Annotated in this window: 14 protein-coding genes; 1 reads left to right on the forward strand and 13 read right to left on the reverse strand. The window is 73.7% G+C overall.

The features are described from left to right. Positions 1-47 precede the first annotated feature (47 nt). Positions 48-743, reverse strand: a complete 696-nt coding sequence (locus tag ACFXKZ_RS39375) for a lysophospholipid acyltransferase family protein (RefSeq protein WP_380008450.1) — start codon at positions 741-743, stop codon at positions 48-50. Beyond that, positions 740-1,426 carry a (d)CMP kinase gene (gene cmk / locus ACFXKZ_RS39380; RefSeq protein ID WP_380008453.1) on the reverse strand — a complete coding sequence of 229 codons (687 nt, stop codon included), beginning with the start codon at positions 1,424-1,426 and terminating at the stop codon, positions 740-742. Before cmk ends, ACFXKZ_RS39375 begins: the two co-directional genes overlap by 4 nt. 178 nt (positions 1,427-1,604) lie before the next feature. On the opposite strand from cmk, the gene ACFXKZ_RS39385 reads away from it, so the two are divergent. Further along, entirely contained in the window at positions 1,605-2,690 is a 1,086-nt protein-coding gene (locus ACFXKZ_RS39385; protein WP_380008456.1) for a prephenate dehydrogenase, read from the forward strand. 615 nt (positions 2,691-3,305) lie between these two features. Here ACFXKZ_RS39385 and ACFXKZ_RS39390 read toward each other — a convergent pair. From ACFXKZ_RS39390 to scpB, 11 genes are all read right to left on the reverse strand, one after another. Continuing rightward, complete coding sequence (locus tag ACFXKZ_RS39390) at positions 3,306-4,445, reverse strand: RNA polymerase sigma factor (protein ID WP_380008625.1); 1,140 nt, start codon at positions 4,443-4,445, stop codon at positions 3,306-3,308. Positions 4,446-4,458: 13 nt separating this feature from the next. Then, a complete protein-coding gene (locus tag ACFXKZ_RS39395; RefSeq protein ID WP_380008459.1) occupies positions 4,459-4,869 on the reverse strand; it encodes a YciI family protein in 411 nt (136 codons plus the stop codon). Positions 4,870-5,007: 138 nt separating this feature from the next. Continuing rightward, on the reverse strand, positions 5,008-7,158 hold the full coding sequence (locus ACFXKZ_RS39400) for a hypothetical protein (RefSeq protein WP_380008461.1): 2,151 nt from the start codon (positions 7,156-7,158) through the stop codon (positions 5,008-5,010). A 2-nt stretch (positions 7,159-7,160) separates the two neighbouring features. Then, positions 7,161-9,251: a hypothetical protein gene (locus ACFXKZ_RS39405; RefSeq protein WP_380008464.1), complete on the reverse strand. Its 2,091-nt coding sequence runs from the start codon at positions 9,249-9,251 to the stop codon at positions 7,161-7,163. A gap of 1 nt (position 9,252) precedes the next feature. After that, positions 9,253-11,445, reverse strand: coding sequence for a hypothetical protein (locus ACFXKZ_RS39410; RefSeq protein WP_380008467.1), 2,193 nt, complete (start codon positions 11,443-11,445; stop codon positions 9,253-9,255). A 67-nt stretch (positions 11,446-11,512) separates the two neighbouring features. Then, a complete protein-coding gene (locus ACFXKZ_RS39415) occupies positions 11,513-12,592 on the reverse strand; it encodes a hypothetical protein (protein ID WP_380008470.1) in 1,080 nt (359 codons plus the stop codon). After that, positions 12,589-15,105 carry a hypothetical protein gene (locus ACFXKZ_RS39420; protein WP_380008473.1) on the reverse strand — a complete coding sequence of 839 codons (2,517 nt, stop codon included), beginning with the start codon at positions 15,103-15,105 and terminating at the stop codon, positions 12,589-12,591. The genes ACFXKZ_RS39415 and ACFXKZ_RS39420 overlap by 4 nt, the downstream gene beginning before the upstream one ends. Beyond that, the gene (locus ACFXKZ_RS39425) at positions 15,102-19,232 is read right to left on the reverse strand and encodes a tubulin-like doman-containing protein (RefSeq protein WP_380008476.1); all 4,131 of its coding nucleotides are present in this window, start codon (positions 19,230-19,232) and stop codon (positions 15,102-15,104) included. Before ACFXKZ_RS39425 ends, ACFXKZ_RS39420 begins: the two co-directional genes overlap by 4 nt. Before the next feature lie 61 nt (positions 19,233-19,293). Beyond that, positions 19,294-21,636, reverse strand: coding sequence for a VWA domain-containing protein (locus tag ACFXKZ_RS39430; protein WP_380008479.1), 2,343 nt, complete (start codon positions 21,634-21,636; stop codon positions 19,294-19,296). A 376-nt stretch (positions 21,637-22,012) separates the two neighbouring features. Beyond that, entirely contained in the window at positions 22,013-22,999 is a 987-nt protein-coding gene (locus ACFXKZ_RS39435; RefSeq protein ID WP_380008482.1) for a pseudouridine synthase, read from the reverse strand. Then, on the reverse strand, positions 22,999-23,622 hold the full coding sequence (scpB, locus tag ACFXKZ_RS39440; RefSeq protein WP_380008628.1) for an SMC-Scp complex subunit ScpB: 624 nt from the start codon (positions 23,620-23,622) through the stop codon (positions 22,999-23,001). The genes ACFXKZ_RS39435 and scpB overlap by 1 nt, the downstream gene beginning before the upstream one ends. Between the last annotated feature and the right edge of the window lie 10 nt (positions 23,623-23,632).

The raw sequence follows: 23,632 nt of genomic DNA on the forward strand, positions 1-23,632 counted from the left end.
CGGGTAGCGGTTCGGGTGAGACTCGGGTGGGCTCGCGTGAGCCTGGGTCAGCCGGCGCGACCGGTCATCCGCTCGGCCTCGCGCAGGTGCGCGGTGAGCCGTTCGACGATGCGGTCGGACGCGGCCTGGACGGCCTTGCGGGTGGCCCGGCGGTCGGCGTTCTCGACGGCCCGGAAGGGCTTGCCGTAGACCACGTCGATCCGGGAGCGCAGACCCGGCAATGCACCGATCGAGGATCCCCGCGCACCGGTGCCGAGGCAGGCCACCGGGACGATGGGTGCCCCGGAGCGCAATGCCAGATATGCAAGTCCATTGTGCACTGCCGAGAAGTCGGCCTGTCCCCGCGTGCCCTCGGGGAAGACCCCGAGCGCGCCGCCGGCGGCCAGCACGTCGAGCGAATCGGTGATCATCCGGCGGTCCGCGACGCCGCGCTGGACCGGGATGTGGCCGATCCCGCGCAGTATCGGGCCGAGCGCGCCGGCGAACATCTCGCGCTTGACCAGCACCTGCGTGGGTCGCGGGGCGAACGCGAAGAGCATCGGCCCGTCGACGAAGTTGGCGTGGTTGCCCGCCAGGATCACCGGGCCGCTCGTCGGTACGTGCCAGGTGCCCAGCGCGCGCACCTTCCAGAAGCTGCGCAGCAGCGGCTCGCCGATGAAGTGCGCGGCGCCGGCGAGCGGGGGCCTGGGGGGTGCGGGCTTGGCGGGCGCGGGCTTGGCGGTGGTGCCGAGGGTCGCGGTCACCGCACGTGTTCCGCGACCAGGGCGAGCAGGTGGTCGACCACCTGTTCGCGGTTCAGTTCGGTGGTGTCGACCAGGATGGCGCCCTCGGCCATCCCGGCGGGGGCGACCGCGCGACCCGAGTCCAGCGCGTCCCGGCGGGCCAGGTCGGCCCGGGTGTCCTCGACGCTGGTGGCCTGCGTACCGGTCAGCTCGGCGTTGCGGCGCGCGGCGCGGGCCGCCTCGGAGGCGGTCAGGTATACCTTGACCGGCGCGTCGGGGGCCACCACGCTCGCGATGTCGCGGCCCTCGACCACGATGCCGCCCGCGCCGATCACCGCCCGCTGCAGGTCGACCAGGCGGGTGCGCACCTCGGGTACGGCGCTGACCGCGCTGACCGCCTTCGTCACCTCGTCGGTACGGATCGGGCCGGCCGCGTCCCGGCCGTCGACGGTGATGGTGGGCCCGTCCGGCGCGGTCCCGGAGACGATCTGCGGCTTGTCGGCGGCCGCGGCCACCGCGGCCGGGTCGTGGATGTCGACGCCGTTGGTGAGCATCCACCACGTCATCGCCCGGTACATCGCGCCCGTGTCCAGGTAGCGCAGGCCCAGGCGGGCGGCGACCGCCCGCGAGACGCTGGACTTTCCGGAACCGGACGGGCCGTCGATGGCGACCACGGCGGTCGCGAGCGGCGTACGGGCTTCCACGGTCGCCGACCTTTCACTTGTCTGGCTGCTTGCCGGCCCGGGGGCCGTCACGGGTATTGCCGAACCGGGCGGCGCTGCGGAGGCCGCGGGGCGATAGGACACCGCCCGAGGGTACCGTCACGGATAGCCTTGATCGGTTCCCCCATTATTCCGTCACCCGCCCCTTGGAGTTCCCGTCGTGCGTACCGCCGCCGTGGTCGGCACCGGACTGATCGGCACATCCGTCGCGCTCGCGCTGACCTTGCGCGGGGTCACGGTGTATCTGCGCGATCACGACAGGACCGCGGTGCAGACGGCGGCGGCGATGGGCGCGGGCCTGGACGCGGTGCCGGCCGAGCCGGTGGACCTGGCGGTGCTCGCGGTGCCGCCGGGGCGGATCGCGGAAACCCTGTGGCAGGTACAGGAGTCGCGGCTGGCGCTGAGCTACACCGACGTGGCGAGCGTGAAGGAGCAGCCGCTGGCCGAGATCGCCGCGCTGGGCTGCGACCTCGGGCGCTACATCGGCGGGCATCCGCTCGCCGGGCGGGAGCGCTCCGGGCCGCTGGCGGCGCGCGGCGACCTGTTCGAGGGCCGGCCGTGGGTGCTCACGCCCTCGCGGGAGACCGACACCGAGACGCTCAACCGGGCGCTGGAGATGGTGTCGCTGTGTCGCGCCGTGCCGGTGGTGATGAAGCCGCGCGACCACGACCACGCGGTGGCGCTGGTGTCGCACGCGCCGCACCTGGTGTCCGCGCTGATGGCGGCGCGGCTGGAACACGCGCAGGACACCGACACCCGGCTCGCGGGGCAGGGGGTGCGGGACGTGACCCGGATCGCGGGCTCCGACCCGCGGCTGTGGATCGACATCCTGGGCGCCAACGCCGAGGCGGTGGCCGATGTGCTGGCGGGCCTCGCCGGGGATCTGGACGCCGTGGTGGGCGCGTTGCGGTCGCTGGCGGCCGACGACGCGGTCAAGCGGGAGGTGGGCACGCGCGGCATCGAGGCGCTGCTGCGGCGCGGCAACGCCGGCCACGCCCGGATCCCGGGCAAGCACGGCGAACCGGCCGCGGTGTACGAGGCGATCCCGGTGGTGGTCCCCGACCGCCCGGGCGAGCTGGCCCGCCTGTTCGCCGACGTCGGCCGCGCAGGGGTCAACATCGAAGACATCCGCATCGACCACGCCCAAGGCCGCCCAGCCGGCCTGGCCGAACTCCAGGTAGCCCCCCAACACGCCGAAGCCCTCACCCAAGCCCTACGCAACAGCGGCTGGACCGTACAACGCTGACCCCACCGGCAAGCCAACCCTCCGACGCATAAAAACAACCGAAAACGCTCGAACCACAAACCCAGCCCGTCCGGCGCTTGAGGACACCCGGCCGAAGGCCGAACCGAACCAAACCCGGCCCGGCCCGACCGAAAACGCTCGGACCACAAACCCAGCCCGTCCGGCGCTTGAGGACCAGCGGGCCGCAGGCCGGCCCGCACCCTGCCGATCCGAACCGACACCCCAGCCCGTCCGGCGCCTGAGGACACCCGACCGAAAGCCGAACCGAACCAACCCGGCCCGGCCCGACCGAAAACGCTCGGACCACAAACCCAGCCCGTCCGGCGCTTGAGGACACCCGACCGAAGGCCGAACCAAACCGGCCCGGCCCGGCCGGACCGAAAACGCTCGGACCACAAACCCAGCCCGTCCGGCGCATGAGGACCAGCGGGCCGCAGGCCGGCCCGCACCCTGCCGATCCGGCATTGCACACAGGCGAACCGACACCCCAGCCCATCCGGCGCATGAGGACCGGCGGGCCGCAGGCCGGCCCGCACGCTGCCCGCCCGGCATCGGGCGCAGGCGAGCGGGACACCCAGCCCGTCCGGCGCATGAGGACCCGCGCCCGCTCCGCGGTCAGCGACGCGCGTGGAGACGCGCGGCCTGGCGGGTCAGGTGGTCGCGTTCGGCGAGGTTGCCGGCCTGGTGGGCCGCCTCGGCGTACAGGCGGGCCGCCGTCGTCGGGTCGCCCGCGCGTTCGTGGAGGTACGCCGCCACCGCCGTGTGGCGCGGCAGCGAGTCGTCCAGCGTCGCGAGTATCGCCAATCCGGCGCGCGGTCCGTCGGCCTCGCCCACGGCCACCGCGCGGTTGAGCCGGACGACGGGGTTGTCGGTCAGGCGCACCAGCTCGTCGTACCACTCGACGATCTGCACCCAGTCGGTCTCCTCGGCGGTCGGCGCGTCGGCGTGCAGCGCCGCGATCGCGGCCTGCGCCTGGAACTCGCCCAGCCGGTCACGGGCCAGCGCCGCCTGCAAAATCGTCACGCCCTCGGCGATCATCCGGGTGTCCCACCGGCCCCGGTCCTGCTCGGCGAGCGGCACCAGGCCGCCGTCCGGCGCGGTCCGCGCGGCGCGGCGCGCGTGGTGGAGCAGCATCAGCGCGAGCAGGCCCGCGACCTCCGGGTGGTCGATCGCGGCGGCGAGCTGCCGGGTGAGCCGGATGGCCTCGGCGGCCAGGTCCACGTCCCCGGAGTACCCCTCGTTGAAGACCAGGTACAACACCCGCAACACGGTGGCCACGTCGCCGGGCCGGTCGAACCGCACGCCGGAGACCGTGCGCTTGGCCCGGCTGATGCGCTGCGCCATGGTCGCCTCGGGCACCAGGTAGGCCCGGGCGATCTGGCGCGTGGTCAGCCCGCCGACGGCGCGCAGCGTGAGCGCGACGGCCGAGGACGGGGTCAGCGACGGGTGGGCGCACAGGAAGTAGAGCCGGAGCGTGTCGTCCGCCGCGGGCGTGGGTCCCGGCTCCGGCTCATCGTCGACGAGGTCCTCACGCCGACGTCGGGCCGCGTCCGCGCGGGTCGCGTCGAGGAACTTGCGCCAGGCCGCGGTGACCAACCAGCCCTTCGGGTCCCGCGGCGGGTCGGTCGGCCAGACCCGGATCGCCTCGACCAGCGCGTCCTGTACGGCGTCCTCGGCCGCCGCGAAGTCGGCTCCGCGGCGGACGAGGATCCCGAGCACGCTCGGCGTGAGGCCGCGAAGCAGTGCCTCGTTCATGCCGGTGGTCACGTCACTCCGCGATGGTGTGCTGCGAGGCGCTCATGAACGGGCGCACCTCCAGCCATTCGTGGATCGGCTTGCCGCCCGCGCCGGGGGCGGCCGACAGTTCCCCGGCCAGCTCGACGGCGCGCTCGTAGGTGTCGACGTCGATGATCATCCAACCGGCGATCAGGTCCTTGGTCTCGGCGAACGGGCCGTCGGTGACCGGCGGACGCCCCTCGCCGTCGTACCGGACCCACGCCCCCTGCGGGGTCAGCGCCTGGCTGTCGACGAACTCGCCGGTCTCCTTCAGCCGGTCCGCGAAGTCGTTCATGTATCCCACGTGCGCGGAGATCTCCTCCGGCGTCCAACGGTCCATCGGCACGTCGTTGACCGAGGCCGGCGCGCCGCGGTAGTGCTTGAGCAGCAGGTACTTGGCCATGATCGTTCTCCTCGATACCGGTGCGCCCATTGTGGTCGCGCTCACCCCGGGGACGAAGCCGGCCACACGATCTCGACACCACCGACCGAAGAATCTTTTTCCGAACCCGGCGCCCCGCGCCCCCCTCGCCGGGAGGCTTCAGCGGGGTGGGTTCTGTTCGGACCAGCGGCGGCCGAGTTCGGTGCGGAAGTCTTCGCCCCATTGGCTGTTGAGGAGGATTTCCTCGATCAGCGGGTTCGGGGACCGGTCCCGGCGGTCGGAGAGTACGCAGATCGCGATCTGGCGCAGCACCCCCTTCGTGTCGGTCTTGGGGGCCAGCACCACCACGAGAAGCTGTTCGAGCAGCTTGCGGGTGCGCTTCTCGCCCGCGCCGGCCGCCTCCAGGCGGTCCCCGAACTGTTCTGCGTCCAGCACCGTTTCCCGCATCGCCCGCATGTCGTCCGGATTCCACGCCTCGGGGGCGAGCTGGCGGCGGCGCTGTTCCAGGCGCGTGGTCAACCGGTCCGCGATCACCGGCAACACCCGCAGGTCGGCCAACCGCAACGCGACCGCGAGGGTGACGATGTTGTCGATCGTGGCGATCTCGGTCTTGGCCGCGCCGCCGCCGAGCGCCCGTTCGCGCAACGTCGGCTTGTCCGGAAGGCGCTTGACCGCGCGCCGTATCTTGTTCACCTCGGTGTCCGGAATGCCGAATTCGGCCCACACGCTCCACGGCGCGTTCCCGGCGCTGGTCGGCGGCGCGCCCGGGGTCGGCGGGCTCTCGGGTCCACCGACCGCGCCCGGCTCGGCGCGCGGCTCGGCGTCCGGGTCCGCGTCGAGGTCGTCGTCGGTGTGCGGCAGCGCGGGTATCGGCAGTTCGCCGCGCTCCTCCTCGAAGCCCGGCCACGGCCCGGTGAAGGCGTCCTCGATCTCCTCGAACACCGCGCCGTCGTCCGCGTACCAGGTCACATCCGCGGGCTCCGCGCTCGCGGCGGCCGGAGCCGAGTACGGCAACGACGACCGGGGCGGCGACACGGTCGGCGCGGCCCGGGGAGCCGACGGCTCCGCCGGGTAGGGGAACGCCGGCTCCTCCTCGGCCGTGGACACCGTCACCACCCGGGGCTCCCGCTCGCCCCGCGCCGCCGCGCCGCCCTGCCGTACCCGCTCCGCCGCGGGCACCAGCGCCTTCTCGATCGCCGGCCCCCGATCCCGAACCGGCGCGGGCACGGCGGCGGCGCGCGTCGGCGCGGGCACCGACACCGGCGCGGGCTCGAACAACGGCGCACGCGCGGGCGCGGGCGGCATCGGCGCGCCCACCGACGCACCCGACCCCGCACCCGACCCGGACCCAGCGCCCGAGCCGCGCCGTCCCAACCGGGCGCAGATCTCCCGCGACCGCTCCTCGGCCCGCTCGTGCGGCAGCGGCCGCAGGTCGCGCATGCCCTCCAGAAGCCGGTGGATCCCCGGCCAATCGGTGTCGGTGTACCGGCTCACCAGCAGCGCCGCCGCGTGCGCGTGCACGTCCGAACCGGCCTTGGGCTCCTCCCCCACCACCAACCGGTAGCGGCCCGCCCACGGCTGCGCGTCGCGCGGCCGGCGCGGCAGCACCACGAACCTCGGCTTGCCCGAGTGGTCCAGCGTCTCGAAGGTGGAGAACGTGAAGGACACCGGCACCAGCCACAGGAGCAGGTCGGACAACCCCCACAACATCGGCACCGGATCGATCCCCACGTCCGCCTGCCGGAACGAGAAGAACCGGCCCGGATGCCGCAGCACGGCGGCGACCGCGACCTCCAACAGGTAGGCCTGCTCGCGTGCCCGGCCGCGCAGCCGCTCGGCGTGCCCGTCCAGCGCGGCGGCCACGAAGTCCGGGGCCAGCGGCGCGAGTCCGTAGCCGCGCGGGATGTCCTCCAGGGCCGGCTCCCCCGCCCACACGGCCTCCTGGGTGAGCACGAGCGCGGCATGCGGGCCCAGATCGCGGCCGGGGTCGAGCAACACGCGGGCGTTGTTCCCGTCGACCACGTACTCGCGCCGGACCACCGCCGCGCCGCGACCGGTGTGCACCAGCGCCACGCTGGTCACCGGCGCCCCCCGGTCCTCCGCGTCGACCGCGACATGCTCACGCAACTCGTCGTGCCAGCCCAACAGTTCGTCCCGGGACACGGAGGAGGCGATCGGCCCCAGGCCGCGCCCGCCGAGCAGGCTGTCGTCCTGGCGCCGGTAGACGATCTGGCGGAAACCGTCCGCCTCGGCCCCGGTCGGCGGCTGGTTCCCTCCCGGCTGCGCCGTGCGTGCCGTGCGTGCCGTCATGGCTACGGTCCCGTCCTGTGCGGCATGGTCTGGAAGCTCTCCACGGTCAGTCGCCCCATCTCGAGCAGAAACGGCTCGCGATGGCGGGAGGAACACAGCACGTCCACGAGCACGTTCTGATAATCCGCCCACACCCGCAAAGACGTCCGAAGGGCCCAGACCGTGCCCGCGACGTCGACGGCCAGCGTGGACAGCACATCGGCGCCGAATCTGGGCCGCTTGACCTCGGCCACGGTGAGCCGGGCCAGCATCTCCACCACCCGACACAGCGTCTCCCTCGGGGCGCCGCAGGTGTCGAGGGTGTTGATGTCCTCGTGCAGCCGGCCGAGCACTGTCGCGTAGGTCTGCCTGGTGTGCCGCTCCGGCCGGCCGCCGTCGCCGTAGGCGGGATGCAGGAGCCGATCCAGCCGGTACACCACCGGGGCCAGCAGCGGCGGCCGGGCGAGCAGCAGCGCAACCGCGAGCGAAGCGGAGTCGACCCGGGTGAGTACGTCGCGGAACTCGTTCGTCTCGTGTCCGTTGCTCCGGGCCAGCAGCCCGTCGGCCACCCCCAGCACGGTGTAGCCGTTGCGGGAGGCGCCCAGGCGTTCCCACTCCCCCTGGTCCCACGTGCCGCGCGCGAGTCGGCCCGTCGGGCCGTCGGAGGGCAACACCGGACGGCCGCCCGAGCCGGACTCGGGGCGGGGGGACGCGCCCGGCGCAGGGGCGAGCCGATCCGGGCGGGGCGGCACCGCTGCGTCGCCGCCCACCGTCGGACGGTACGCCGGCATCGGCCCGGCCCGGTTCGCCCCGTCGCCCACCCGCCACGCGTCGGCCTGCCCGGATCGCCCGAACCCCGGCGGCGCCGAACCCGGCTGCCCGGGCCCGGGCGGCGATTGGCCCGGCCGCGCGTACTCCGACGCGGCGCCCCTGCCGTACCGATCCTGCTCGGTAGGGCCACCGGGCTCGCCCGCGGAGTCCGGCTCGTCGTCCTCGCTCCCGTTGATCCAGGTCTCCGTGTAGCCGTTCTCCCACCGCTCGGCGTCGGCCTGAGACACAGCCGGCACGGGCGGCTCGGGCGGTGCCTGCGGTGCCCGCGGCGGCTGCGCGGCCCGGGGCGGCTGCGGCGCCCGGCTCTCGCGCGGCGCGGCGGCGACCGCCGGTGTCAGCCTGGTCGCGTCCGATTCGAGCGCCAGCACCAGATCGGCGACCTCCCCATACGACGCCCCGTCGGCGCCGATCGCCGTCTCGATCCGGGCCAGCAGCCCATCCACCTCGGCCCACGGACGCGTGCAGTACAGCTGCACCAGCAGCCCGGCGGCGTCGCGGAACACGTCCTGTCCCGGCTGCGGTTCGGCACGCGGGTCGATCCGCAGCCGGTTGGCCGGCTCCGGCGCGTTCGGCCAGCGCGGGACCAGGACGAAGCGCGGCTTCAGCGCCGCGTCGCTGGTCTCGTAGGTGGAGAAGGTCCACATCCCGGGCGCGATCGGCTGCGCCAGGTCGAACACGCCCCACAACAGCGGCACCATGTCCGCGCCGACGTCGTTCTGATGCAGGGTGAAGGTGCGGCGATGGTCACGCAGTACGGCCGCGAGCACGACCTCGAGGAGGTCCGGCCGGGCCCGGGCCCGCTCGCGCAGTTGCCCCTGGATGACCGGGTCGAACGCCTCCGGGCGGATCGTGGTGCCGCGCAGCGGTACGTTCTCGGGCACCTCGGCGAGCGGGGTCCTGGACCCGGTGAGCCCGCCGCCGCGCTCCTCGTGCAGCCAGGCGGTGGCCAGCATCGTGTGGGCCGCGACGCTGAGTTCGGGGTCCACCAGAACGTGCGCGTTGGTTCCCGGTCGGTTGCCGGCGTGGACCGCGGCCTCGCGCAACACCAGGGCGTGCCGGTTCTCCAGGCGTACCCGGCAAAAGCTCCAGGCGGGGGTCTCCGGCAGCGAGCGGTCCATCGAGACGTGCTGCTCCAAGCCGCCGTGCCAGTCCCGGAGTTCGTTCAGACCCAGCGACGTGGCGACCGGACCCATACCGCGACCGCCCAGGAGGTGTTCGTAGCTCCAGCGATAGACGATCTCGTCCAGTCGATCCTCTGTGGCGCCCACCCCGTCCGATGCCATCTCACACCCCCACCCGCTCGATGTCGGCCTGATCGAGCATGCCGCACATCGCGAGGATGGACACCACCGGTTCCAGAACCCGGCGCGGGCGGATGCCGCCGGGGAAGTGCCCGTCCCGCTCACGCGCGCCGGTCGCCGAGACGAAGTGCATGGTGCAGCGCCGGAATTCCTCGAACGGGCTGAGCCAGGCGCCGGCGTCGTGCGCGTACAGGAACGAGTACACGTCGCGGCTCTCCGCGTCCGTGCGGGCCGGGTCCACCACCCCGGGTCGGGGCGGCTGCGAGCCCAACCAGGCGTCCACGGGCGGCTCGAAACGGATCAGGTCGGACTTGGTGACCGCGACGGCGACCGGTTGGTCGAGCAGCGCGGCCGTACGCGGCAGCCGGTCCATCACGGCGGCGAAGGTGCGGTCGCCCCGGCGCAGGCCCGCGGTGTCCTCGCCGTCGCGGGTCAGCCGGCGCAGCTCCGGCAGGTCGACCGCGACCACCGGGTCCACCACGAACACGAACGCGTCGGCGGCGGCCAGGAATTGCATCTCCCGGCCGCCTCGGGCCAGGTCCTCGCCACTGACGTCGAAGAAGGCGATCGGCCGGGTCCGCCCGCCGACGCGCAGCAGCAGCGCGTCGGCGAACTGCACGAGGTTGCCCTGGTGGTTGACCGTGGTCGCGAGCATCTGTCCGCGCTGCAACAGGTCGACCCGGTCCCGCAGGTATTCCTGATGGTGGCCGGCGTCCACCGGCACGTGTGTCACCCCGTATTGGCGCAGCCCGCCGGCGTCGATCTCGGCGATCATCGCGGCCAGCAGGTGGGTCTTGCCGGAGAGGCCGTCGCCGATCAGCCCGACCACCAGCGGCGGTTCGTGGATCATGTAGTTGGTCGGCAGGAAGTGCTCGCGCTCCTCGTCGCCCGTGGGGTTGGGGCAGCGCATGAAGGTGGTGATCATGCGGTCGTGCCGCTTGACCGGGTCGGTGACCGTGCTCAGGTCGACCCGTGCGTAGCGCAGCCGCGCGTCGCGCTCGTAGAGGTCGTTCTCGTTCCAGCGGACCAGGTCCAGGCAGAAGGGGCAGCGCACCACGGGTCGATTCGAGTCGGTGGGATCGGCCGCCGGGGCGCCGGGGGACGGGGTGACGACGGTGATCGTCTCGCTCGCCCCGCGCGTGGGCTCGCGGGTGTCGCGCGGTTCGGTCCGGCCGGCGGACGGGCCGGTGGTCCCGGGCGGGGCGCCGACCGGCCCGGGCGCCTGGCCCATCGCCGACTCCTCGCGCGGTCGGGTGGTCCGGGCCTCCTGACGGGTGCCGAGCGCGTCCAGCCGCTGCCGGATCGCGTTCACCCGGTCCGCGTCGGGCAGCGTGTGCACCTCGGTGGGGACGTTGAGCAGCCGGTGGAAGCCCGCCCAGCCGGAGCCCACGTAGTGCCGGACGATCCGCCGGGCCAGTTCGCGGTGCGGGTCGAACGGCTCGCCGTGGCCGGTCAGATCGACCCGCACGCGCGGCCCGGGCGGACCGGACGGCACCCGGGGCAGCGCGATGAAGCGCGGCGCCCCGTTGGGGTCGTCGAGCGCGTCGTCGACCTCGAAGGTGGAGAACGTCCACGGTCCCGGGAGCAGCGCGGTGAGCAGGTGTTGCAGGCCCCACAGCAGCACGGTGGCGTCCTCGGCGCCGGCCGGCAGCAGGGCCAGCCGGGCCCGGGGGCGGCGCAGCACGGCGGCGACGAGCACTTCGAGCGGGTCGGCCAGTCGTTGGGACTGCTCGTGCAGGTCGCCGGCGGCGACCTCGAAGGCCGCGGCCAGGCGCTCGTCGGGCAGCGGTTTGAGGCCGTAGCCCGGCTGGACCCGGTCCAGGTCCAGTGCCCCGGGCGCGCGCCGCTCCAGCGAGCCCCACGCGAGTGCGTCGAACGGCGCGATCGAGTCCCGGGGGCCGACCAGCACGTGGGCGGAGTTGTTCAGCCGCTGGCGGCGCGCGTCGGCGGAGAACTCCCGGCGGATCAGCGCCACTCCGAGCGGGGTGTCGAGCAGACACACGCTGGACGCCGGGCACGCGGGGTCGCCGTAGTCCATGGTGACCGCCTCGGCCAGCCCGGTGCGGGTGTGCCAACCGAACACCTCGTCGCGGCCCAGCGAGGTGGCGACCGGAACGATGCCGCGGCGCCCGAGCAGCCCGTCCGGGTCCCAGCGGTACACGATCTGATGCAACATCAGCCGACCTCACCTGCCGTCGCGTTCGACTCATCCGATGCGCCCGGTCCGACCCGGCCCGTCACGTTCACCCCATCCGGTCCTTCCCGAAGAGCCGAAACCGACCGGTCCTCGGCGGCTCGCCGGGCCTGCCCGGTGGCTCCGGGGGCCTGGGCGGCAGCACGGGCGGCGGTCGGTCCCGGGTTCCCGCCAGGTGCGCCGGCTGCGGTTGCCCGGGCAGCGGCATGCGCTGCCGTTTGCGCTCCATCGCCGCCTCGTAGCCGCGCCGCCCCTCGGCGAGCGGGTCGTACTGGGCGTGGCCCGCCACGTACGGGTCCGGTTCGCCGAGTCGGCGCAGCAGTTCGGCGGCGCCCGGGCGGCGCACCGCCTCCGCCTCGAACACGCCCTGGAACAGGTCGAGCAGCAGGCCCTGGGTCTCCACGCCGACCGGGACGCGGCCCTGGCGGATCGGGCGTCCGGTGGTGACGTGGTAGGCGACCTGCGCGGCCGACCAGACGTCGTCGCGCGGATCGGCCGGCCCGGGCCCGCGCAGCGGCCCCGGCGCGGCCCACATGGCGGTGCCCAGGCTGCTGCGCGGCTCGCCGGCCAGCGCCGCGTGCCCGAAGTCGACCACTTGGAGCCGGCGTTGCTCGCGCTGCCAGCGCACGCTGCTCGGGGTCAGGTCGCCGTGCACGATGCCGGCCGACTCGAGGTAGCGCACGGTACGGAAGATCGCCCGGCGGAACGCGTCCTGCTCCTCGCTGAGGAGTTTGCCCACCACGTCCTCGGCGGGCGGGCAGGGGCTCGCCTCCAGGAGCAGGAACGGCTCGACCCCGTCGAAGTCGTGCCCGGCCACCCGGACCAGCTCGCGCGGATACCCGGCGCCGCCGAAGGTGCGCACCAGGCGCAGCAGCACCCGGATCTCGGTCTCCAGGCTCGCCTCGGCGCCCACCCGGCGCCGCGGGTCCAGCCGCCCGAGCCGCTTTTGCACGAAGACGCTGCCGTCCTCCACGTCGCGCACGTCGCGGATCCGGAACGGCTGCCCGGGTGGGGCCGGGCGGTCCGGGCCGAACTCGACCCGGCGCTCCACCGAATAGCCCTCGGGGTCGGTGTAGCCGAGCTTGCCCTCGCCCGACGGCTCGCCCGCCTGCCCCGTGCCCCCGCTCACGGCGCCCATCCGCCGTCGTACCGGTCGTCACCCGCACCGGGTCGGTCGGCGCCGCCGGCGCTCTCCTCCCAGATCCGCGCATCGTCCACCGAGCCGGGCAGCAGCGGCAGCAGGCGCAGCACACCGGCCATCCGGCCGCCGCCGGTCCACACCAGTTCGTGCTCGATCGTGTGCCCGGCACGGCGCTCGCGCAGCGCCTCGCGCACGGCGGGGCGCACCCCGCGCGGGGCGAAGCGCACGCTGACGGTGTGCGTCGGCACGTGGTCGAGCAGGACCAACTGGTCGCTCGCGCACAGTTGCAACATCGAGTGCGCCGCGGGCTGCCCGAGCAGTTCGGCGATGCGGTCCGCGTCGCCGCCGACCGCCTCGCCGACGTGCGGGCGGTCCTGGCCCTGCCGGCCGAACGGCGGCGCGGCCTGTACCCCGTTGTGCGCGAGGTGGTCGGTGTACGCGCGCAGCACGGGCCGCAGTTCGGGCGCCGCGCCGCGCCGGGAGGCCTCCGCCGGGTCGCGCTCCAGGAGCGACCACAGCGGCTCGAACGCGGCATGCAGCGCGTCCACGAGGTCGCCGAGCACGGTGTCGTACAGGCTCGCCCCGGCCGCGCCCGGCGGCGGGCCCGACGGCGGCGCGGGCCGGCCGGGGGCCGAATGGCCGCCCGTGCCGAACGGCTCCGCGCCGGGATACGGCGGCGCGCCGAGGAAGCCCGGGGTCGGGTGGCCGCCGGTGCCGAAGTTCTGCGCGGCCGGATCCGGTCCGGCCGGCTCGCCGGTGAACTGCCGCTCCAGCGCGGCCGCATCGTCGGTCAAAAGCGTGGCGCTCTCCTCCAGCAACGCGGCCAGCACGGTGGCCCGGTCCACCGCCTCGCGGCGCGGACCGGCCAGCGCCCAGTCGTTCCACACCGTGCGCACGAGCAGCGCGTGCAGCCCGTGCAGCGCGCGGGTGGCCGCGCCCAGGCCGAGCACGCGCTCCCAGTGCCGCACCCGCAACCGCCAGTCCAGGCCGGGCAGCACGAGCAGTACACCCAGGCCGAGCACCAGGGCCAGGGGCCCGACGCCGGTCGGCGGATCCCAGGCCCGCCCCGCGAGCACCCCGCAGACCGCGCCGACAAGCGCCACCAGGCCGGTGACCACGATCATCGGCAGCGCCTCGGGCGGCAGCACGGCCCGGCCCTCGCGGTCCGGGCGCCGGGCGGTGATCAGGATCGACCCGAGCAGCGCGAGCACCACCGCGAGTCCCCCGCCGACCACGCCGAAGGCGGGCCACAGAGCGGTCAGGAACGCGCCGAGCAGCAGGCCGCCGACGATGCCGACATGACCGGGGCCGAGCGGGAACGCGGCCGGGCGCAGGTAGCGGGTCAAAAAGCCGTCCGAGCAGCTCTGGTCCACCTCGTGGGCCCGGGCGGCGCCCGCCCCGGGGGTGATCCGGTCGGCGAGTTCGCGCAGCCGTTCGGCCAGCCCGCGCAGCCCCTCCGGGCGGTCGAATGCGGCGGCGGTACGGGTGTACAGGGCCGCGGCCACCGAGTTCGCGCCGAGCCCGGGCGGCTCCGGGATCACCACGCCGACCTGGTCCAGCCAGGCCCGCCCGTCCGCGTCGAATCCTGCCGCGCCCCGGCCCACGGTCTGCCGGACCAGGTCCCGGTAGTCGCGCAGCACGGTCGCCGCGTCGGCGATCTCGCCGTCGATCGAGCGCCCGCCGCGTCCGGCCGAGCCGTAGAGCGCGACCGGCGCGGCCAGCACGGTCAGCCGCTGCTGGGCCCGCTTGAACCCCTGCTCGGCATGCGCCCATCGCACCCCGAGCGCCCCGTCCGGCCGCACACACTCGCGCACCCCGCCGGTGGTTGTGGCCAACCCGGCGCCCTGCTCGTCGGCCAGCGCCGCCAACGGCTCCGGCCAGGGTTCGTCGACCCCACCCTCGGCGCCGGCCAGCCGCTGCACGGCGCGGATCCGGGCCCGCCGTACCGCGTCGTCCCGGATCCGGTGCACGAACACGTTCATCCCGGGGGCAGCGATCGAGCGGGGCATCTCGGTCACCCCGGCGAGCACCTGGTCGAACACCTCGGGCTGGCTCAGCACGTCGACCAGCGGCGCGAGCGCGTCCGCGTCGTCGGGGGTGAGCACCACGCCGGGTGCCCGCCCCGGCGCCCACTCGGTGCCCCGGACGTCGCCGACCCACAGCGTGGCCGCGTCGCTGCCGGCGAGCTGGCCGGGCCGGCGCAGCACGATCGAGCCGTCCACGGGCGCGCCGACCGCGACGCACACGACCTTGCTGTACATGCCGGCGAAGATCCGCTCGTACGCGTGCCGGTGCGCCACCAACTCGTCGACGGAGTCGAGCACGAGCACCCGGTCGGCGTCCACGTTGCGGGTCCCTGCGGGCACCCGAGTGCGGGCGTAGGCGGTCTGCACGTCGGCGAAGGTCCGGGCCGCCATCACCGTGTCGTACTCGGTGCGCAGGTCGACCACGATCACCAGCGGGCGCGGGACGCCCGCGCCCGGAACGGCGGTGTCGGTCACCAGCCACCCCCGGGCAGTTCGCGCTCGTCGTGGTCCTCGGGCGGGTCGAGCCGCCGGGTGCGGTCCAGGCCGTCGAGGCGGATCGTGCCGTCGTCCGGATCCGGCTCGCCCGGGCCGGGCCGGTCGTGCGGGTCGTACGGATCCCGCGCGGCGTGCGGGTCGTACGCGTCCCGGGCTCCGCGCGCGTCCCGATCCGCGCGCGGCAGCGCCGGCGGATACGGATCGTAGGGGTCGTCCCGCTCGGTCCGCCCGCGGCGCTCCGGGGCATCGCGGTCGTCCCGGTCGTCGCGCCGCGGCGCCGGCTTGTCCAGGCTCGGTCGGGTCGTCTCGGGCGGGTCCGCGTCGCGCCACGCGTCCCGGCCGCGCGGCTCCGGTACGTCCCGTCGCTCCCGGTCCTCCTTCTCGAACACCGGGCCATCCGGCTCCCGAACGGGCCGCCACTCGCGCTCCTGCTCCCGCGGGTCCGCACGATCCTCCCGGGGCCGACGCTCCTCGCGCCGCTCCCGGTCCCGGACTTCGCGCTCCCGCTCCCGGTCCTCGCGCACCCGGTCCCGCTCGTCCCGCGCCTCGCGCACGTCCCGAACCTCGCGCGGATCGCGCTCGCCGCGAAGACCCCGCACCTCCGGCGCATCACGCACGTCCCGCGCATCGGGCCCGTCCCGCCGGTCCCGCCGATCCCGAAGACCGCGCCCCTCCCGTACATCCCGCGCATTCCGCTCGTCCCACGTATCGCGCTCGTCCCGCACCCGCTCGGGCCCGCGCCGCTCCCACTCCGCACCACGCTCGTCCCGGTCCCGGTCCCGGTCCCGGTCGCGTTCCCGCGCCCGAGCCCGCTCGTCCGCCTCCCGGTCCCACGCGTCGTCGCGCTCGTCCCGCCGGCGGTCCCGCTCCCGGCCGCGCTCGTCCGCCGCGCGATCCCACCCGTCCCCGCGCGCGTCGTCGTACCCCGCGCCCGGGTAGCCCCCGTCCTCCTCGTCCCGATACTCCAACTCGCGCAACGAGTCCCGGTTGGCGCCCTGGTGCGAGAACGACAGGTCGAGCGCGGCGGGCAGGGTGACCTCCCACAGCCGCAGCAGCTCCTCCGCCCAGCCCCGGCTGCGCTCGGGCAGCCGATCGCGCAGCTCCTGCAGCGTGCGCACCTGGCGCGGGGCCACCTCGTGCACGAAGTGCCGGTACAGCGGCGCCGGTTCGCGCACGCGCGAGCCCAGCCCCTCGGGGTAGGTGAGCATCAGCTGTTTGGCGAACTCCCGCCGCACCGACGCGTCGTCGGTCAGTGTCCACTCCTCGTAGGCGCGCAGCAGGCTGCCCCACGAGGAGGCCCGGTCGAACGGGCGCAGCGGCAGCTTCATCACCGTCGACCCGTGCGGCAGCCGGATGTCGACCACCTCGGGCGAGGACCGGTCCCCGCGCGCCACCTCGACCTGGCCGTTCCACATCGCGCACAACAGCCGGTGCAGGATGTAGGCCCGATGGCCCTCGGTGGTGGCCAGCCAGTCGTAGGTGAAGCCGAGCCGCTGCCGCCACTTGAGGAAGTCGACCGGATCCTGCCGGTCCAGCGAGCGCGACCACTGCGCGAGCACCTGGCGCACCTCGGGCACCTCGGTCAGGCTCATCGCGCTGCGGAAGAGCACCACCACGATCGACTCCTGCTCGACCGCGCGGAACTCGATCTTGCGGGACGGCTCGTTGGGAATGTTGAGCATCCGTTCCAGGTATTGCCGCACGTCCGCATCGTGCGCGGTGCCCGGGTGCGCGATCAGCACCTTGAGCTCGCCGCTGCCCTCGGGCGAGAAGCCGTTGGGCAACATGCCCGCGAGCTTTTGCACGAACTGTTCCAGGTCCTCCTCGCCCACCGAGGCGCCGCGCTTGGTGGCGGCGCGGGTGAGCAGGTCGCGCACCGGCGGCAGCAGCGGCTGTGCGTTCAGCTCGCCGGCCTGTACGAACAGGGTCTTGACCTGCTGCTTGATCTGGTCGCGCACGTAGGTGACCGCAGCCGGGCCGCCCTCGCGCTCCTCGCCCATCTCGTAGGCGCGTTGCCAGATGCCCGCGCCGAGGAGCTTGCCGACGATCTGCGCGGCGCCGGACGTCTCGGGCAGCCGTTCGCGGTCCACGAAGCGGCGCAACACCTGGCGGTAGAACGACTCCAGGTTGCCCTGCGGCGGCAGCAGGTAGGACACGCCGGAGCGCTGCCGGTACAACTCGCGGGTGGCCCGGGAGAAGTTGGCCTCCTCGGTGTCGCGGTGGTCGTTGAACGCTTGGGCGAGACCGTCCACGACATGCCGCAGGTAGACCATCTTGCGGTCCCATACCTCGGCCTGGGCGCCCCACTGGGCATGCCAGTTGCGCCGCGAACGCCACTCGAACCAGCGCTGCTGCGTGGCCAGCGCACGCTGCACCTCGGGGTCGCCCCACTTGGCCTTGACCACCCCGCCGGCGCGGTCCTTGATGGCGGGTATGTGCGGCGCGTTGACGTTGACCCCGGCCGGCGGGGTGGGCTCGGTGCTGCAGTGCGCGAGCAGACCGGCGACCCCGGGCCGGTCCGCGTCGTGGTAGAGCCGCCGGTCGCCGAAGAGCACCCGACGGGCCCGGAACAGGTCTCCGTCGGCCAGGAGTTGGCGGATTCCGCGAGCGTGGTTGAACTCCTCGGCCAACTGCGCGGTATGCGTCCGCAGTTGCGCCTCCTGTTGACGCAACGCCTGTTCCATCGCCCGGGTTCGGGCGTTGAGCGCCTGCATGATGCCCGCGGCGCCCTTGGCCGGCGCGGGGTCGGCGACGTGCGGCGGTGCGCACAACCACAGTTCGCTCAGGCCCGACACCGACATGAACGACTTGATCTGCTCCAGGTTGGCCTCGGCGGACACCCGCACGTCCGAGGTCAGATCGCGCACCGCCTGGGCGAGCAGCCGACCGGCCACGATGTCGGCGAGTTCGTCCACCGGCACGGTCATCGACGCGACCAGGCTGGTGGAGACCCCGCAGGCGCCGATCCCACTGGGTGCGGGCACCTCGCGTCGCACACCCTCGTTGATGAAGCTGTCCGCGAACGACTGGTACAGGTCGCCCTGGACGACCGCGTTCTCCAACTCCGGCCCGCCGGCGTTGAGTCCGGTCCCGATCAGGGACATCACCAGCGAGACCACCGAGCGGTGCAGGTCCTCGCGCTCGATGCCGCTGGTGCGGCTGAACAGGAAGCCGGTCTGCACGGTGCCGGCCTTGAGCCGGGTCGACTCCAGACCGGGGTAGCGCACCGCGAGGTTGCCCGCCGGCGCGCCCAGGCCGGTGTCCAACTCCTCCTGCGCGTACTGCCCGTTCTGGTCGTCGACCAGCTGGAACAGGTCGAGCAACGCACGTCCGGCGTTGAGCACGGCGGGCCGCCCGCCCCCGCGCTCCTCGTCGAACGCGGACGGCATCAGCACCAGCGGGTAGATCTTGATCCCGTCGTAGCCTTGCGAGAACGCCTCGCCGATCAGGTGCAGGTAGTCGTAGAAGATCCCGCACCCGGTGCCGCCGGCGATGGAGAAGGCGACGAACACGTCGCAGGTGTTGCGGTTGTTCTGGCTGCCGCTGAGCGCCATCAGGTGGTCGTTGCCGTTGCTGATCAATCCGACCGCACGGCGCAGCGGGTCCATGGCGGGCGCGAGTCCGTGCCGGAAGGTCTCGAACAGGGCGGCGCGCCCGACGGTGGGCAACTGCCCGGCGCCGCGCCGCAGCGGGGTCACCCGGGGCTCGCCCTCACGGGCGGGCAGCCAGGGGATGGTCTCCTCCGCCGCGTTGATCCGCAGCGAACGGGCCACTTCCGGATAGGTGTTCAGCGGCGGCACGAGCTGGGTGGTCAGGTGCGCGTTGCGGTCGGCGGCGGCCCGGTGCGCGGGCGGCGCGGCGCGCAACCGCTGCCGCTGCAACTCGTTCTCGTTCAGGTCGGCGTAGACGAACTGGATGCAGTTGGGCAGTTGGTACGGGGCGAGTTGGCCACCGAGCCGCTGCATCAGCCCCGTGCCGTCCGCGCCGCACAACTCCTCGCGCAGCCGTCGCTCGAGTTCGGCTCCGATCAGACATCCGGTACCGCCCAGGCCCACGAACAGCATGGACTGGTGGATGGACATGCCCCTGCGGCCTTGCGCTGCCACGGGCCCTCCTCGAAAAGTGCGTGACGTGCGAGTTCAGGTGCCTTCGACCCCGCGCCGGGGACTAACGCGGTGGTCCGTAGCCGAACGTGGTGTCGTCGGGGCCCGGGTTCGCCCCGGGACCCGAGCCGGGCTCCGCGGCCGGTCCCGAACCATACGGGCCGTAGGGGTTGTACGGCCGTTCCGCGCCGTAGGTCCCCTCGCCGCCGTACGGTCGCGGCGGCGCGGCCGTGGGCGCGGCCGCGCCGTAGCCGCCGTAGGGATCGGCGGAACCCCCGCCGCCGCCCCACGGATCGGCGGCACCGCCCGCCCCGTCGGCCGGCCCGGCCTGCACCCGCTCGTCGGCGAAGCCGAGCGCCAGTCCGGGTTCGATCTCGGTGGGGCGGCCCATGTCCAACTGCAGACGTGTACCGAGCGGGGTCTCCACGTCCAGGGTGCCGGTCGCGGCGGTCCGCCGCACGGTCCACGCGGTTCCGGGTTCGTGCTGGTACAGCGGGATCAACTGCGGCGGGAAGGCGGTGGTGTCGAGCTTGAACCACATCGCCTCGGCGCGCTCGTCCAGCGGCCGGGTCTCCACCCCGATCTGCTGCCCGTCGCGGTACAGGCGCAACACGATCGGCCCGATCCGCCGGGCCCGCCCGCGCCGCTTGGCGAGGTAGCCGAACAGGCCGAGCAGCAGCGCGATCAGCACGACGGCCCCGATCACCAGCCACAGGTACCGGTCCCAAAAGCCCGGCGGCGGCTCGACCGTGATGGTGCGGGTGGTGTCGGCGAGGACCTTGTCGCCGTCACTGGTGTCCACCACCCGGACCCGGCCGGTGTGGTCGCCCTTGGCGATGTTGTCGCCGAAGGTCAGCTTGAAGCCGAACGCGTCGGAGCCGGCGCTCACCCGCTGCTCGCCGCCGGTGATCCGCATGCCGACGTTCGGCGGGAAGTCGGCGACCACCCGCAGGGTGTGCGGCTTGCCGTCGGTGACCTTCCACTGCACGGTGCCGGCGACGCTGCCGCCGGGTTCGATGGTGGTGTCGCCCCATTTTAGTTCGACGCCCACGGCCGCCGGGCCCTGGCCCAGGGTGACCGTCTTGACCTCCTGGGCGCCGGTCACGCCGGGCGCGGTGATGGTGCCGGTGAAGCGCACATCGCCCGCGGTGCCGCCGGGGATGCGGTAGTCGCTGTAGAACTCGCCCTTGTCACCGGCCTTGAGCTGGATGTCGGCCTTGAGGCCGGCCCCCTCGACGTGCCCGGCCACCGTGACGCCCTTGAGCGCGGCGGGATCGGTGAGGTTCTTCTCCCGGGTCTGGAGGAAGACGCTGAACCGGACCGATTCGCCCACGCTCGGCTGCGGCGGGTTGAGCTGCACGTAGGACTTGACCACGCCCTGCCACAACGCCGCCGCGCTGACCGGCCCGGATGCGCCGGCGCGCGCCTTGAGGTGGATCCGCCACTTGCCGGCGATCGGGTCGGACACCCGCAGCGTCTCGGTCCGCGAACCCTGTCCGCGCCGCTCGGTGCCCGGCGCGGCGTCGACCTGCTTGCCGTCGGGGTCGAAGAAGGTGGCGTCGATGTCCGGGTTGGCCTTCTGTACCTGGATGACCACGTCGGTGGCGATCGCGGGGATCGTCACCTCCAAGTCGGCCTCGCCGTTGACGTCGGTCGAGGCGGTCTGGGTCACCCCGGCGCAGCGCGCGCTGCCGAACGCCTTGCGCAGCGTCTGGACGACCTCGCCCGAATCCTTGATCACCGACGCCTTCGGCGCGTCCTCGGGGCGGGCCGAGCAGAAGGATGGCGCCCCGCCGCTCGCGATCCGGTTCAGCTGCGCGGTGTCGATCCCGGCGCCGAAACCCAGTGGCCAGATCTGTACGCCCGCCGCCTTGGCCTCGGCCAGCGCACTGGTCAGCGCCTTGTCCAACTCGCCCGGGATCCGCGCGGCGTCGGCGCCGTAGCCCTCGTTCGGCTGCACGGACATCGCGCCGTCGGTGGTGATGAACAAGACCTTGGGCTGCCCGGCCGGCGCGGAGCGGAGCATGCTCACGCCCTGCTTGATCGCGGCCGGGATGTCGGTGTTGTTGCCCTCCTGGTCGGTGCGTGGGCGCAGTTTGCCGGCGCACCCGGCCGCGGCCGGGTCGGACACCGGGATCATCGGACAAACCACGTCCACCGCGGGCTTGAATCCAGCGCCGCTGCCGAAGCCGACCATGCCGACCCGGGATTCGGGCGAGAGTTCGCCGATCGCGGCGAGGCCGGCGGCGTCCTTCTCCCGGTCCAGATCGGAGCCCTTGAGACTGCCGGACTCGTCGACCAGGACCACATAGGAGATCGGCGCGACCTTGAGGTTGGGATCTCCCCCCGGCGGGTCGGCGGCGCGGGCGGCGCCGGGCAGGAGCGCGAGTGCGAGCGCGCCGAGCACGATCGCTCCGGCCGACCGTCGTGAACGCCGTGTGGAGGGCGCCGGCCGCGGCGCTCCCCGGCGGACAGGCAGCACCACTGTGGCGTCCCCCCTGCTGTCGGCCCCGCCGTGCGCGGGGCACACCTCGGGTGTTCGGCAACGTTCTAGCAGCTGTGCGGGGGGTCGCGGGCACCGTTCGCGATCACTGGAACACGCCCGGTTCCGAACCGTTATCGGCCACTACCCCCCGTGCGGGCTTCCACGATGCACCATCCCACCGTCCGGCGGAACCGAATCGGCCAGATACGAACAACGGCCGCAGCGGTTCCACCCGGAAGTGGAACTGCCGCGGCCGTCAGGGCAGTTGGCTGCCTGTGCCGATGGCGCCGGCCAGGGCCTAGAGGTCGACCTGGCGGAACAACAGCCCGATCTCGTCGTTGGACAACCGGCGGGTGCGGCCGGGCTTTTGGTCGCCGAGCTGGATCGGGCCGAACTGCGTGCGCACCAGGCGCTCGACGGGGAAGCCCAGTTCGGCCAGCATGCGCCGGACGATGTGCTTGCGGCCCTCGTGCAGGACCACCTCGACGAGGTAGTTGTTGCCGACGCTGTCCACGATCCGGAAGCTGTCGGCGCGCGCGACGCCGTCCTCCAGTTCGACCCCGTCCTTGAGCCGCTTGCCCAGGTCGCGCGGGATCGGGCCCTGGATCGAGGCGAGGTAGGTCTTGCGCACCTCGTAGCGGGGGTGGGTGAGCCGGTTGGACAGCTCGCCGTGGTTGGTGAGCAGGATCAGGCCCTCGGTCTCGGTGTCCAGCCGACCGACGTGGAACAGGCGCTGCTCGAACTCGGTGATGTAGTCGGCGAGGGTGAACCGGCCGTCCGGGTCGTACATGGTGGAGACCACGCCGGTCGGCTTGTTGAACGCGATGTAGGTCTCGGCGGGGCGGGTCGGGATGCGCATCCCGTCGACCTTGATCTCCACCGTGTCCGGGTCGACCCGCATGCCCTGCTCGGTGACCCGCTCGTCGTTGACCTGGACCCGGCCCGCGTCGATCAGGTTCTCGCAGTGCCGGCGGCTGCCGATGCCCGCGTCGGCCATCACCTTCTGCAGCCGCACGCCCTCCTGCTTCTCCCGCTCGTTGCGCTCGGTGTTGCGCATCGTGGTGGGCCGGCGGTCGGGGCGACCCGTGCTCGCCGAGGGGCGGCGGTCCTTGCCGCCCGCGGCGCCCGACTTCGGCTGCCCACCCGCGCCGCCGCGACGGTTGTCGTCGGCGACCCGCCGGGGCTGCGGAGTGTTGCTGCCGCGCCCGGTGCCCCCGCGCTTGTTCACCGAGCGTTCCTTGCCTCGGTCGTTGCCGCCGGAGCCTTGCCTGTTGGTGGGTGCCATCAATCTTCCGTAGTCGTCTCGCCGTCGTCGGGATCGGTGTGCACCGCCCCGGTATCCCTCCCAGTATCCCCGCTCCGCGCAAGCGGGTACGCCGCGCGGGTCGGCAGCAGCTCCGGACTGGCCCCGCCCTCGGCCTCCAGGGCCTCGATCTCGGGCAGGAAGGGGGCCAATTCCGGCAACTCGTCCAGCGAACGCAGGCCCATCCGCTCCAGAAAGTATTCGGTGGTGCGGTACAGCGTGGCCTGGGTCTCGTACTCGACCCCGTACTCCTCGACCAGCCCGCGCGCCAGCAGCGTGCGCATCACCCCGTCGCAGTTGACCCCGCGCACCGCGGCGATCCGGCCGCGGCTGACCGGCTGGCGGTAGGCGACCACGGCCAGCGTCTCCAGGGCGGCCTGGGTGAGCCGGGACTGCTGCCCGTCCAGGACGAAGCGCTCGACCGCGGCGGCGTGCTCGGGACGGCTGTAGAAGCGCCAGCCGCCGGCCACCTCGCGCAGGTCGAAGCCGCGCCCCTGGGTGGTGTACTCCAGGGCCAGCGTGCGCAGCGTGGCGGCCACCTCGGGCAGGGGGTGTTCCAGCACCTCGGCGAGCAGGTGTTCGGACACCGGCTCCTGGACCACCATCAGGACGGCC

The organism is Embleya sp. NPDC059237 (genome assembly GCF_042754105.1).
Lineage (GTDB): Bacteria > Actinomycetota > Actinomycetes > Streptomycetales > Streptomycetaceae > Embleya.